The 12,231-nt window shown below is 71.3% G+C and carries 14 protein-coding genes; 6 read left to right on the plus strand and 8 right to left on the minus strand.

Going from position 1 to position 12,231, the window contains the following annotated elements; genetic code table 11:
* Positions 1–21: 21 nt before the first annotated feature.
* Positions 22–576 carry a bifunctional adenosylcobinamide kinase/adenosylcobinamide-phosphate guanylyltransferase gene (locus WCD74_RS23770; RefSeq protein ID WP_337697448.1) on the minus strand — a complete coding sequence of 185 codons (555 nt, stop codon included), beginning with the start codon at positions 574–576 and terminating at the stop codon, positions 22–24.
* On the minus strand, positions 573–1,229 hold the full coding sequence (locus WCD74_RS23775; RefSeq protein ID WP_373696121.1) for a DUF3043 domain-containing protein: 657 nt from the start codon (positions 1,227–1,229) through the stop codon (positions 573–575). Before WCD74_RS23775 ends, WCD74_RS23770 begins: the two co-directional genes overlap by 4 nt.
* Before the next feature lie 79 nt (positions 1,230–1,308).
* On the opposite strand from WCD74_RS23775, the gene WCD74_RS23780 reads away from it, so the two are divergent.
* From WCD74_RS23780 to WCD74_RS23790, 3 genes are all read left to right on the plus strand, one after another.
* On the plus strand, positions 1,309–1,842 hold the full coding sequence (locus WCD74_RS23780) for a glycerate kinase (protein WP_337697373.1): 534 nt from the start codon (positions 1,309–1,311) through the stop codon (positions 1,840–1,842).
* A gap of 15 nt (positions 1,843–1,857) precedes the next feature.
* On the plus strand, positions 1,858–2,040 hold the full coding sequence (locus WCD74_RS23785) for a hypothetical protein (RefSeq protein WP_337697374.1): 183 nt from the start codon (positions 1,858–1,860) through the stop codon (positions 2,038–2,040).
* A 165-nt stretch (positions 2,041–2,205) separates the two neighbouring features.
* On the plus strand, positions 2,206–2,562 hold the full coding sequence (locus tag WCD74_RS23790; RefSeq protein WP_286053199.1) for a HesB/IscA family protein: 357 nt from the start codon (positions 2,206–2,208) through the stop codon (positions 2,560–2,562).
* Positions 2,563–2,630: 68 nt separating this feature from the next.
* Here the strand turns inward: WCD74_RS23790 and WCD74_RS23795 are convergent, their stop codons facing one another.
* On the minus strand, positions 2,631–3,620 hold the full coding sequence (locus tag WCD74_RS23795) for an adenosine kinase (RefSeq protein ID WP_337697375.1): 990 nt from the start codon (positions 3,618–3,620) through the stop codon (positions 2,631–2,633).
* Between the two features lie 100 nt (positions 3,621–3,720).
* Complete coding sequence (asnB, locus tag WCD74_RS23800; RefSeq protein ID WP_337697450.1) at positions 3,721–5,643, minus strand: asparagine synthase (glutamine-hydrolyzing); 1,923 nt, start codon at positions 5,641–5,643, stop codon at positions 3,721–3,723.
* A gap of 185 nt (positions 5,644–5,828) precedes the next feature.
* On the opposite strand from asnB, the gene ctaC reads away from it, so the two are divergent.
* From ctaC to WCD74_RS23815, 3 genes are all read left to right on the plus strand, one after another.
* Positions 5,829–6,764 (plus strand): aa3-type cytochrome oxidase subunit II, encoded by a 936-nt coding sequence (gene ctaC / locus WCD74_RS23805; RefSeq protein WP_337697376.1) that lies wholly within the window; start codon positions 5,829–5,831, stop codon positions 6,762–6,764.
* A gap of 31 nt (positions 6,765–6,795) precedes the next feature.
* Positions 6,796–7,194, plus strand: coding sequence for a cytochrome c oxidase subunit 4 (locus WCD74_RS23810; RefSeq protein WP_337697377.1), 399 nt, complete (start codon positions 6,796–6,798; stop codon positions 7,192–7,194).
* Between the two features lie 174 nt (positions 7,195–7,368).
* The gene (locus tag WCD74_RS23815; RefSeq protein WP_337697378.1) at positions 7,369–7,758 is read left to right on the plus strand and encodes a nuclear transport factor 2 family protein; all 390 of its coding nucleotides are present in this window, start codon (positions 7,369–7,371) and stop codon (positions 7,756–7,758) included.
* Positions 7,759–7,902: 144 nt separating this feature from the next.
* Here WCD74_RS23815 and qcrB read toward each other — a convergent pair whose 3' ends face one another.
* From qcrB to ctaE, 4 genes are read right to left on the minus strand one after another with little or no spacing between them, the layout of a single operon-like run.
* Positions 7,903–9,588, minus strand: a complete 1,686-nt coding sequence (qcrB, locus tag WCD74_RS23820; protein ID WP_337697379.1) for a cytochrome bc1 complex cytochrome b subunit — start codon at positions 9,586–9,588, stop codon at positions 7,903–7,905.
* Positions 9,585–10,754 carry a cytochrome bc1 complex Rieske iron-sulfur subunit gene (gene qcrA / locus WCD74_RS23825; RefSeq protein WP_337697380.1) on the minus strand — a complete coding sequence of 390 codons (1,170 nt, stop codon included), beginning with the start codon at positions 10,752–10,754 and terminating at the stop codon, positions 9,585–9,587. The genes qcrB and qcrA overlap by 4 nt, the downstream gene beginning before the upstream one ends.
* The gene (qcrC, locus tag WCD74_RS23830; protein ID WP_337697381.1) at positions 10,751–11,575 is read right to left on the minus strand and encodes a cytochrome bc1 complex diheme cytochrome c subunit; all 825 of its coding nucleotides are present in this window, start codon (positions 11,573–11,575) and stop codon (positions 10,751–10,753) included. The genes qcrA and qcrC overlap by 4 nt, the downstream gene beginning before the upstream one ends.
* A 30-nt stretch (positions 11,576–11,605) precedes the next feature.
* Positions 11,606–12,229: an aa3-type cytochrome oxidase subunit III gene (gene ctaE / locus WCD74_RS23835; RefSeq protein WP_337697382.1), complete on the minus strand. Its 624-nt coding sequence runs from the start codon at positions 12,227–12,229 to the stop codon at positions 11,606–11,608.
* Between the last annotated feature and the right edge of the window lie 2 nt (positions 12,230–12,231).

Below are 12,231 nucleotides of genomic sequence, written 5' to 3' on the forward strand. Positions count from 1 at the left end.
CGGGGTGCTCCCTTCGAGCGGTTACGGGACGACGCTATCGGAGCCGGAGGTCCCTTTGAGCGGCACCGGCAGGCCCGCCACCAGCAGGACCACCTCGTCGCACACGGCCGCGAGGTCGGCGTTGAGCAGCCCCAGCTCGTCGCGGAACCGCCGCCCGGCCGACGTCGACGGCACGACCCCGAGCCCGACCTCGGCGGAGACCAGCACGAGCGGGCCGGTGCGCCCGCGGACGGCGTCCACCAGCGCCTCGCGGCCGGCGGCGACCGACGGGGCGTCCCGCTCCCACCCGGCGTCGTCGAGCAGGCCGGTCACCCAGGTCGCGAGGTCGTCGACGAGCACCGGTCTCGGGTGGGACCGGACCACCTCCGCCGTCCGGGACCCGTCGTCGTCCTCGACCGTCTCCCACGACGCCGGACGACGGCGCCGGTGGACGGCGATGCGGTCGGCCCACTCCGGGTCGGCGGCCGGGTCGACCGGCCGGGCCGTGGCGACGTAGACGGCGGCCGCGTCGGGCACCAGGCGCTCGGCGTACGCGGACTTGCCGGAGCGCGTGCCCCCGAGGACGAGGGTGCTCAGCTGACCGGGGTGCCGGCCGTGACCCGCGGGGCCGGCATGCGCAGCTTGCGGATCTGGGTGGCGCGGGTGAACGCGTACCAGCCGACCGAGAAGCCCTTGATCTCCTCGTCGGGGAACTTCGCCCGCACCCGCGCGGTGATCTGCCGCCCGAGCAGCGTGCCCTCCACGACCATCGCGGCCAGCATGCACAGGCAGAGCAGGCTGCCGATGTTCTGGATGCCCGGCACGGGCACGACCACCGTCACGAAGATCAGGATCGCCAGCGGCATGAACAGGCCCATGAGGTGGCGGCGGGAGTCGACGAGGTCGCGGACGTAGCCGCGGACGGGCCCGCGGTCACGCACCGGGAGCACCCGGTCGTCGCCGGCCATCATGCGCTTGCGGCGCTCCGCGGCGGCCTGCCGGCGCTCGCTCTTGTCGCCGCGCAGCGCCTTCGCGCGCTTCATCGCCTCGCGCTGCGTCTTCGGTGCCGGCGCGACCGGGCCCCGCTGACGGCCCTCGGCCTCGCGGCGCGACCGCGTGGGGCGGCCCTTCCCCGCGGTCGGGGTGCGCTTCCCGGCGCCGACCGCCACGACGTCCTCCGCCTCGGCGGCCTCCCGCACGGCGGGGTCGGCGGTGTCGGGGGTGGAGGAGCCGCGACGCAGGAAGTTCACGGCCCCAGGATAGGACACCCGGACACCGCACGGTGGGGTCCTCGCGGGCCGGCGGCCCGGGGCCCTACGGTGCGGTGTCATGCGCGTGCTCATCGCGCCGGACGCCTTCCGCGGCACCCTCACCGCCGACGAGGCCGCCACGGCGATCGCGGACGGGTGGTCCCGGGGCGCCGCCGCGGACGAGCTCCGGCGGTCCCCGGTCGGCGAGGCCGCCCGGACGCTCGAGACGGCCGGCGACGACGACCTGCCCGACCTCGTCGTCACCGGCGAGGGCAGCCTGGAGTTCCGGTCGCTGCGCGACACCGCCGTCGCGGCCCTCGCCGCGGCGGCGATGGCGCGCTCGGTGCCGTGCGTGGTGGTCGCGGGCCAGGTCCACGTGGGCCCGCGCGTCGCGTTCGAGGCGGGCATCCACGGGGCGTACGCCGCTGCTGCGGACGTCGGATCGGTGGAGGCGTCGATGGCCGATCCCGCGGGCACCCTCACCGCACTGGCCGAGGGTGTCGCGTACCACTGGGGCGGCCGCCGCGGACGCACCGACGTGCGTCCGGAGCTGCTGCCCCCCGACCCCCTCGTGCCCGGGCCGCGGCCGGGGGAGGACGACCCCGGGGACTGAGAGGGGTGCTCGGGCGTGGAGGACGCGAACGGGCTGGTGCTGCTGGTGGTGATCACCGGCCTGCCGGCGATGGTCGCGTCCACCGGCCTGCAGGTCGCCTGGCTGCTCGTCGTCGGGGCGTTCGCGCTGCTGCGCGGGCCCCGGTTCCGGCGTCTCGGGATGCCGCTGCCCACACCCCAGGGGCCGGGGTCGTCATGACGCGTGATGGCGCGGCGGGGATGTGATTACCATGGAGATCGCAGGCGAGCCGCGTCCTGCCCCGGTCGGGCCCCGGCCCGACGGCGGGTGCCACGTCGGGCGGGAACATCCCGCCGCCCGGCGGGGTTGCACGGCGCGAAACGCATCGGGAGCTCAGGGAGAACCATGACCGTCGAGAACCCCACCAAGACCGAGGAGCACGGCGTCGAGCTCAGCGACGCCGCCTCGAGCAAGGCGAAGGCCCTGCTGGACCAGGAGGGCCGCGACGACATGCACCTGCGCATCGCCGTGCAGCCCGGAGGCTGTGCCGGCCTGCGCTACCAGCTGTTCTTCGACGACCGCAGCCTCGACGGCGACCTCTACCGCGACTTCAACGGCCTCAAGGTGGCCGTCGACCGGATGAGCGCCCCGTACGTCCAGGGCGCGACGATCGACTTCGTCGACACCATCGACAAGCAGGGCTTCACCATCGACAACCCGAACGCCACGGGGTCGTGCGCCTGCGGCGACAGCTTCAACTGAGCGTTCCCGACGACGAGCCCCGGTCCCGCTGATGCGGGGCCGGGGCTCGTGTCGTTCGTGGGGTGCGCTCAGCCGGCCTGCGGCACGTCCCGGGCGACGCGGGCCTTGAGGTTCTCCGGGGGCTGGGCGCCGAGCTGGGCGACCACGTGCGAGGCCGCGACCGAGCCGATGCGGCCGGCCACGTCCAGGTCGAAGCCGTGGGTGAGGCCGTAGAGGAAGCCACCCGCGTAGGCGTCCCCGGCTCCGGTGGTGTCGACCAGCTCGTCGGCGGGCCGCGCCTCGATCTCGTGGCGGACGCCGCCCTCGGCGTACACCGTCGAGCCCTTCGCGCCGTGGGTCACGACGACGATCTCGCAGTTGCCGCCGTTCCCGCGCAGCAGCGACTCGATCGACTCGTCGCCCACCAGCGCGGCGACCTCGTCCTCGTCGGCGATCAGGATCTCGACGTTCTCGCGGGTCAGCTCGCGGAAGTAGTCGCGATGACGCTCCACGCACAGCGAGTCCGACAGCGTGAGCGCGACCCGCGCCTCGCTCTTGGCCGACGCGTCGATGATCTTGCCGATCGTCGCGCGCGCCTGCTCGGTGTCGGCCAGGTAGCCCTCGATCAGGGAGACGGCCGAGCCGGCCACCTCGTCCTGGTCGATGTCGTTCGGCCCGAGTGCGGTGCAGGCGCCGAGGTAGGTGCCCATCGTGCGCTCGCCGTCGGGGGTGACCAGCACCAGGCAGCGGGCCGTGGACGGGCCCTCGCTGAGCGCCGGGGTGCGGAAGCTCACGCCGTGGGACCGGATGGAGTTCGTGAAGGAGGTGCCGAGCTGGTCGTCGTGGACCTTCCCGACGTAGCCCGCGTCGGCCCCGAGCGCCGCGGCGATCGCGATGGAGTTGGCCACGCTGCCACCCGAGCGCTCGGTGGTCTGCCCGGCCTTCGCGTACAGCGACTCGGCCTGGTCCTCGTCGACGAGCGTCATGCCCCCCTTCGGCAGGTCGAAGGCGGTGATGGTGTCGTCGTCGGTCTGCGTGAGCACGTCGACGATCGCGTTGCCGATTCCCAGTACGTCCATCGGGCCGGGAGGTCCTCTCGGTTGACTACTCGCTCCGGATCAACGACTCACCGTAGGTGACACGCCGAGGAGCGACAGCCCGATCGTTGCCCTGACCACGTCATGCATAGACCGGGTAGACGGGCGCGGGGATCTCCGGGCGGATGCGCTGCTCGACGAAGATGCCGTGCCAGAGCATGAACACCAGCAGGGTCCAGATGCGCCGCGAGTGGTCCACCGGGCCGCTGCGGTGCTCGTCGATCAGGCGCAGCACGGCCGCCTTGTCGAGGATCGCGTCGGTCTGCGAGTCGCGCACGATCCCGCGGGCCCAGTCGAGCATGTCGGTGGCCAGCCAGTGCCGGATCGGCACCGGGAAGCCCAGCTTGCGCCGGTGCAGCACGTGCGGCGGCACGATCCCCTCGATGGCCCGGCGCAGCGCGTACTTGGTGGTGCCGTGCGCGATCTTCTGGTCGGTGGGCAGGGCCGACGCGACGCGGAAGACCTCCGGGTCGAGGAACGGCACGCGCAGCTCGAGCGAGTTGGCCATCGTCATCTTGTCGGCCTTGACCAGGATGTCGCCGCGCAGCCACGTGAAGAGGTCGACGTGCTGCATGCGCGCCACGGGGCTCCAGGCGCGCGAGCCCTCGTAGACCGACGCCGTGACGTCGACGTGGGAGAGCTCGTCGTCGTAGGAGCGGAGCACGTCGGCGAGCTGGGCGGGGAAGAAGTTGCGGGCGTTGCCGTAGTAGCGCTGCTCGAGGGGGAGCGCGCCGCGACGCAGCAGGTCCTTGCCGCGCATCCCGGTGGGCAGGCGGTCGGAGAGCGCGCCGGCGAGCTTGCGGACGGCCCCGGGCAGCGCGTCGAACGGCGCGAGCGAGAGCGGCTCCTTGTAGATCGTGTAGCCGCCGAACAGCTCGTCGGCGCCCTCCCCGGAGAGCACCACCTTGACGTGCTTGCGGGCCTCGCGGGCCACGAAGTACAGCGGGACCAGCGCCGGGTCGGCCACCGGGTCGTCCAGGTACCAGACGATCAGCGGCAGGGCGTCCATCATCTCCTGCGCGGTGACCGTCTTGACGACGTGCTGCACGCCGATCGCGTGCGCGGACTCCGCGGCCACGTCGACCTCGGAGTAGCCGGCGCGCTCGAACCCCGTCGTGAAGGTGATCAGGTCGGGGTTGTGCTCGCGGGCGAGCGCCGCGATCGCGGTGGAGTCGATGCCGCCGGACAGGAAGGCGCCGACGGTCACGTCCGCGCGCATGTGCTTGGCGACCGAGTCGCGCAGGACCTCGGTGATCTCCTCGTGCCGGCGGGTCTCCTCGGCGAGGTCGCCCCGGGGGATCGGCCGCTCGTCGAAGCGCGGGACGAAGTAGCGCTGCACCGAGATCGGCTCGCCGGGGGAGATCGTGAACGAGCAGCCGGACTCCAGGCGCCGCACCGCGCGGTGCAGCGTCGCCGGCTCCGGGACGTACTGCAGCGTCAGGTAGTGCTGCAGGGCCTCCGGGTCGGGCGCCGCCTCCGAGGCGCCCAGCTCGTCGAGCACCTCCAACAGGCACTTCTTCTCGCTGGAGAAGGCGACCCCGTGCGCGCCGGCGGCGAAGAACAGCGGCTTGATGCCGAACGGGTCGCGGGCGCCGAAGAGGACCCGCTCGTGGGTGTCCCAGATCAGGAAGGTGAACATCCCGCGCAGCCGGGGCACTGCGTCCGCACCCCACACCGAGTACGCCGCGACGATCACCTCGGTGTCGCCCTCGGTGGCGAAGGTGACGCCGTGGTCGCGCGCCAGCTCGGCCCGCAGCTCCACGTAGTTGTAGATCTCGCCGTTGAAGACGATCCGGTAGCGCCCGCCGCCGAACTCCAACGGCTGGTGCGAGCCCTCCACGTCGATGATCGACAGCCGGGCGAAGCCGAGCGCCACGTCGTCGTCGTGCCAGAGGCCCGGCTCGTCCGGACCCCGGTGACGCATGCAGGGCAGCGCCGCCTCCAGGTCGGCCGAGTACCGCGCCCCGGCGCCGTCGGTGGTGATCCAGCCCATCAGCCCGCACACGGCGCCCAGTATGGCGAGGGGGTCCGACACTCCCGGCCACCACCGTCGCGCCCCTCCGACAGCGCGTAGGAGTCAGCTCGGATAGGCTCCGCGTGTCCGGACCTCGGGTGGGCGTCCTCGCCGGGAACACCCAGGTCGCACGGCCTCGAGGAGGTTGGCCAGCAGTGCGCCGAGCAGGGAGTCTTGTGCCCCGGGAGGTGTCGTCCACCCGGCGGCGTCGTCTGACGCGCGCCGCGCAGCTGACCGGACTCGCCGTCGTCACGGCGCTCGTGTCCAGCGGGTGCTCGGTGGAGGAGGCCATCCGCTTCGGGTGGCCGGTGGGTGTCACGCCCGAGGCCACGATGATGCGCGAGCTGTGGACCTGGTCCGCGATCGCCGCGCTCGTGGTCGGCGTCATCGTCTGGGGCCTGACGGCCTGGACGGTCGCGTTCCACCGCCGCAAGGCCGGGGAGTCGGAGCTGCCGCGTCAGTTCCAGTACAACCTGCCGCTCGAGCTGGTCCTCACCGTGATCCCGCTGGTGATCGTGGCGGTGCTGTTCTACTTCACCGTCGTCGTGCAGAACGTGGTCGACCGGCAACCGACCGGCAACGAGCTCCAGGTCGACGTCGTGGCGTTCCAGTGGAACTGGGAGTTCGCCTACCCCGACACGCGCAACCCGGTCGGGCAGCCGGTCGCCACCATCGGCACCACCGAGGAGGTCCCGCTCCTCGTCCTGCCGACCGACCGGCCGATCCAGTTCACGCAGCGCGCCGAGGACGTCATCCACTCGTTCTGGATCCCCGAGTTCCTCTTCAAGCGCGACGTGCTGCCGGAGCCGGAGAAGAACGACCAGAAGAACACCTGGGTCATCGAGCGCATCGAGCGGCCGGGCGCGTTCGTCGGGCGCTGCGCGGAGTACTGCGGTGCGTACCACTCGATGATGAACTTCGAGGTCCGCGCCCTGCCGCCGAACCTGTTCGACCAGTACATGCAGCTGCGGCAGTCGGTCAACCCGGCGACCCAGCAGGCGTACTCGGCGGCCCAGGCCCTGCAGCAGATGAACTGCGGTGAGCTGTGCTCGCCGACCGCGACCACCACGCGGCCGTTCAACCCGAACCCGACCGACCGCCTGGCCTTCTGATGGCGGCCGTCCGCGAGAGGAGCACTCGGCGATGAGGGTCGAGTCCCGGATCTTCGAGATCCTGACCGTCTTCTGCTTCGTCTGCGCGATCGTGTACGGCGTGCTGTCGGGCGAGGAGGTCGGCATCGTCGCCCTCACCCTGACCGGTGGGCTCACGCTGATCGTCGGCACGTACTTCCGGTTCGTGGCCCGCCGTCTCGAGGAGCGGCCGGAGGACAACCCGGAGGCCGAGGTCTCCGACGGCGCCGGCGACATCGGCTTCTTCAGCCCGGGCAGCTACTGGCCGCTCGGCGTGGCCGCCGGCGTGGCGCTCACGGGCCTGGGCCTGGCCATCTACCAGTGGTGGCTGATCGTGCTCGCCGGGATCGCGATGATCATCGCCATCTGCGGCCTCGTCTTCGAGTACCACGCAGGCCCCGAGGCGCACTGAGCCCTGCACGACCCCGAGAGGCCCCTCCCGCACCGTGCGGGAGGGGCCTTTCTCGTGCCGTGCGCTGGTCCCGAGTGCGGCACCACGCAGCTCCGAGGGCCGCCTGAGCTGCCTCACGGAGCACTCGGCGACGGGAGCGCGCCGGGGCCCGGAGGAGTGCCAGGATGCGTCGTCATGGACGGCGACGAAGCCCGGGTGCTGGAGGTGGCGCGGGCCTTCCAACGGGCCGTCGCCGAGAACGACGTCGACGCGATCGCACGCCACGTGAGCGACGACTGGGTGCTCGTGGACCCCGACGGCGTCGGCACGAAGCAGGACCTGGTGTCCCTGGTCGCGAGCGGTGAGCTCACGCACAGCGCCATGGGAGCGGTGGACGGGAGCGAGCGTGTCCGCGTGCTGGGGGAGCTGGGTCTGGTCACCGCACGGGTGCTGAACACCGCGCACCTCGGCGGTCAGGTGTACGAGGCCGACGAGTGGACCACCGACGTGTTCGTCCGTCGGGGGTCGGGCTGGGTCTGCGTGCTCTCCCACGTCTGCCCGGCCCGCAGCACTGACGAGGGCTGACTGCCCCTCCGAGTGCGCCATGAGGCAGGCCGGTCGGCCCGTGAGGCTGCCTGGTGTGGCACTCGGGGCCGGACCACCGGCCCCGGACAGACGAGAACGGGGCGGGGAGCCGATCGGCTCCCCGCCCCGTTCACCTCGTACTGACTACTCCCGGACGTCGCGCGGGCGCCCGGCGTCCGGCCGGCCCGCGAGCTCGCGGTCGGAGTTCGGCTCGACCTGCAGCGGGTCGCGGCCGTGGACCTCCTCCTGCTCCTCGGCCGGGTCCGGGCGGAACCAGCCGCCCTTGACCGGGGAGCCGGCGGAGCCGAGGTCGTTCATCCGCTTCGGCACCGACGCGCCCTGGTAGGCGAGCGGGATCGCGTGGCCGTGCTCGTCCACGCCGCCGAGGGGCTGGTGCACCTCGATGAACTCGCCGTGCGGGAGGCGCTTGATGTGGCCGGTCTCGATACCGTGCTCGAGGACCTCCCGGTCGGAGCGCTGCAGCCCGAGGCAGATCCGGTAGGTCGCGAAGTACACGACCGGCGGGATCACCAGCAGACCGATGCGGCCGATCCAGGTCATCACGTTCAGCGAGATGTCGAACGTGTAGGCCACGATGTCGTTCCCGCAGGCCACGACCAGCCAGAAGTAGAAGGCCATGGCCATCATGCCGGTCGCGGTGCGAACCGGGACGTCCCGCGGGCGCTGCAGCAGGTTGTGGTGCGCGTCGTCGCCGGTGAGCTTGCGCTCGATGACCGGGTAGAGCGCCAGCAGCGTCGTCAGGATGCCCATGCCGATCACGGCCGGGAAGAAGATCGCCGGGATCGTGTACTGGTTCAACCCGATGAAGCCCAGGTCGAGGTACATCTCCCACGAAGGCCACAGGCGCACCGCGCCGTCGAAGACCGCCATGTAGAAGTCCGGCTGCGAGCCTGCGGAGACCTGCGTCGGGTCGTACGGGCCGAGCTTCCAGATCGGGTTGATCTGGAACACGCCCGACATGATCGCCATGATCCCGACCGACACGACCATGAAGCCGCCGGCCTTGGCCGCGAACGTCGGGAGGATGCGGACGCCGACGACGTTGCGCTCGGTGCGGCCCGGGCCGGGGAACTGGGTGTGCTTCTGGAACCACACCAGCGCCACGTGCACGCCGATCACCGCGAGGATGATCCCCGGCAGCAGGAAGACGTGGACGATGTAGAGCCTCGGGATGATGATCGTGCCCGGGAACTCGCCGCCCATGATCGCCCAGTGCAGCCACGTGCCGACCACCGGGATCGACATGACGATCGCGGAGAGGCCGGTGCGGATGCCCGTGCCGGAGAGCAGGTCGTCGGGCAGCGAGTAGCCGATGAAGCCCTCGATCATGCCCGTGAGCAGCAGGACGACGCCGAGCACCCAGTTCGTCTCGCGCGGGCGGCGGAACGCTCCGGTGAAGAACGTCCGCATCATGTGCGCGATCATCGCGGCGACGAACAGCAGCGCCGCCCAGTGGTGGACCTGGCGGATGAACAGCCCGCCGCGCACGTCCATCGAGATGTTGACGGTGGACTCGTACGCCATCGACATCGTGACGCCGCGCAGGCCCGGGTAGACGCCCTCGTAGGTCGTCTCGGCCATCGACGGGTCGTAGAAGACGGCCAGCCAGGTCCCCGAGATCAGCAGGACGATGAAGCTGTACATCGCGATCTCGCCCAGCATGAACGACCAGTGCGTGGGGAAGACCTTGTTGATCTGACGACGGATCGGGCCAGCCGGGTGGACCCGGCTGTCGACCTCGTCCGCGGCCGTGCCGACGAGCTTCATCGCCGTGCTACCGCTTCGAGTGGGTGTGGTGATCGCACTCATGATGAACGACGCTCCCAGAAGCCGGGCCCCACCGGCTCGATGAAGTCGCTGCGGGCGTACAGGTACCCCTGATCGTCCACCGCGATGGGCAATTGCGCCAGTGGACGGGCAGCCGGACCGAAGATGGGCCGGGCGTACTCGTTCGCCTGGAACTGCGACTGGTGACACGGGCAGAGGATCCGGTTGGTCTGGTCCTCGTACAGCGAGGTCGGGCAGCCCATGTGGCTGCAGATCTTCGAGTAGGCCACGAGGGACCCGTAGTTGAAGTCCTCCTGGCCGGCCCGCTTGATCATCGGGACGTTGGGTCGCAGGCGGATGAGCATCACGGGGGAATCGGAGGACCGCACGACCTCGGCGAGGTGCTCCGGGTCCTCCCGGTCGGCCTCGCGGAACGGGAACACCGTCTCCATCGAGCCGGGCTCGAGGTCGCCCGCGCGGACGAGCACGACCTCCTCGGGGTCGCCGTTGAACTTGCGCAGGTAGACCCGCTCGCCGTTCTCGGACTTCCAGTCGGTCACGAGGAGCGGCGACTCGTCGCCCTCCTTCCACGGGTTCTTGACGAGCCCGCCGAAGGCCGCGACCGCGATCCCCGCCGTCAGGATGCCGCCGGCCGCGCCGAGCGACCGGAAGATCAGCTTGCGGCGCGGGAGGCCGCTCTGCTGGCCGGTCTGCACGAGGCGGGCGGCCGCGGTGCGGCGGTCGACCTCGGAGGACCGGCCGTCGTGGCGCTGCTGGATCGTCAGGTCCTCGGGCAGCAGCTTCTTCGAGTAGGCGATGACGCCCATGCCGACGCCGAGCACCGAGAGGCCGAGGGTGGCCCCGATGAGCGGCGTGTACAGCACGTAGAGCAGGTCGCCCTCCTGGCCGGGGGAGACGTACTCCCAGGGCCAGGCGATGAAGATGACGATGAACGCCAGCCCCATGACCGCGGCCATGATGAACCAGCCGGCGACCTGCCGTTCGGCACGCTTCTCCGCGCGCGTCCCGGGCACCGGGAAGCGCGGGCGGTCCGAGACGACCTCGATGTCGTCGATCCGGTTGCCCAGACGCACGAGGTCGTCGGTGCTCATCTCGGCGAGCTCGGCGTCGCTCGGGATGTGCAGCTCGTTGCGATCCGGCTGGGTCCCGGCCTGGTCGCTGTACTGGGACTCGGGAGGTGCACTCACTGGCGGGATCCGATCCAGAGGGAGATTCCGATCAGGGCGGCGAGGCCGACGAAGAACGCGACGAGACCCTCCGGCACCGGGCCGAAGCCGCCGAGGCCGTTGCCGCCGGGGTTGACGGCGCCCGAGTCGGGGCTCACCGACTTGATGTAGCCGATGATGTCGCGCTTCTCCTCGGGGGAGAGCTGCGAGTCGGCGAACGTCGGCATGTTGCCCGGGCCCACCTGCATCGCCGCGTAGATCTGGTGGGCGTTCGCCGCGTCGAGGACGGGGGCGAACTTGCCCGACGACAGCGCGCCGCCGCGCCCGGTGAAGTTGTGGCACTGCGCGCAGTTCAGCCGGAACAGCTCGCCGCCGCGCCCGAGGTCCGAACCGACCAGGGCCGCGTCCGGCTCCGCGGGGACGACGGGTCCGCCGCCGTTGGCCTGGATGTAGGCCCCCATCGCGTCGATCTGCTGCGGGCTGAACTCGACCTTCTTGCGGTCGGCCTGCGCGTCCTGGGCCTTCAGCGGCATGCGGCCGGTGGAGACCTGGAAGTACACCGACGCCTGGCCGACGCCGATCAGGCTCGGGCCGCGCCCGACGACGCCCTGCAGGTTCGCGCCGTGGCACGTGATGCAGGCGTTGTCGTAGAGCGACTGACCCTCGCGGACCAGAGCGGTGTCCTGGGCCTGCGCGGTCTGCGGCTGCGGTTGGAAGGCCGCGTACAGGCCTCCGACGGCGAGCAGCGCGATGCCGAGGGCGAGGAAGCCCGCGACGCGGCGGCGCGTCCTGGTGCCCGCACGCGCCCACAGCCTGCGCGGGCGTGGCGTCCGGTCGCTCATGTGGTGGCCTACCCCTGACTCTCGTGCCGGCTATCGGATGAAGTAGATGACCGCGAACAGGCCGATCCAGACCACGTCCACGAAGTGCCAGTAGTACGAGACGACGATCGCGGCCGTCGCCTGCGCCGGTGTGAACCGACTGAGGAACGTGCGGGCGATCAGCAGCACGAACGCGACGAGCCCGCCGGTCACGTGCAGCGCGTGGAACCCGGTGGTGATGTAGAAGACCGACCCGTACGCGCTGGACGCCAGCGTCGTGGCGTGCTCGGTGACCAGCGTGTGGTACTCGTTCACCTGCGCCAGGACGAAGAACAGGCCCATCACGAACGTCACCGCGTACCAGCGGCGCAGGCCGAACACGTCGCCGCGCTCGGCCGCGAACACGCCGTACTGGCAGGTGAACGACGACGCCACCAGGATGATCGTGTTGACCAGGGCGTAGGGGACGTCGAGCTCGGTCGGTGCCGGCGGCCACTCGCCCACGTTCTGGGCGCGGGCCACGAAGTACATGGCGAACAGCCCGGCGAAGAACATCAGCTCGCTGGAGAGCCAGATGATCGTCCCCACGCTGACCACGTTCGGCCGGTTCAGGGAGTGGATGCGCGCGCTGAAGGAGGGCGCCGGCGCACTCGGGGCGGTCGTCACGAGCGTCATCA

It is taken from the genome of Actinomycetospora aurantiaca (genome assembly GCF_037401875.1).
In the GTDB taxonomy this organism is placed as follows: domain Bacteria; phylum Actinomycetota; class Actinomycetes; order Mycobacteriales; family Pseudonocardiaceae; genus Actinomycetospora; species Actinomycetospora aurantiaca.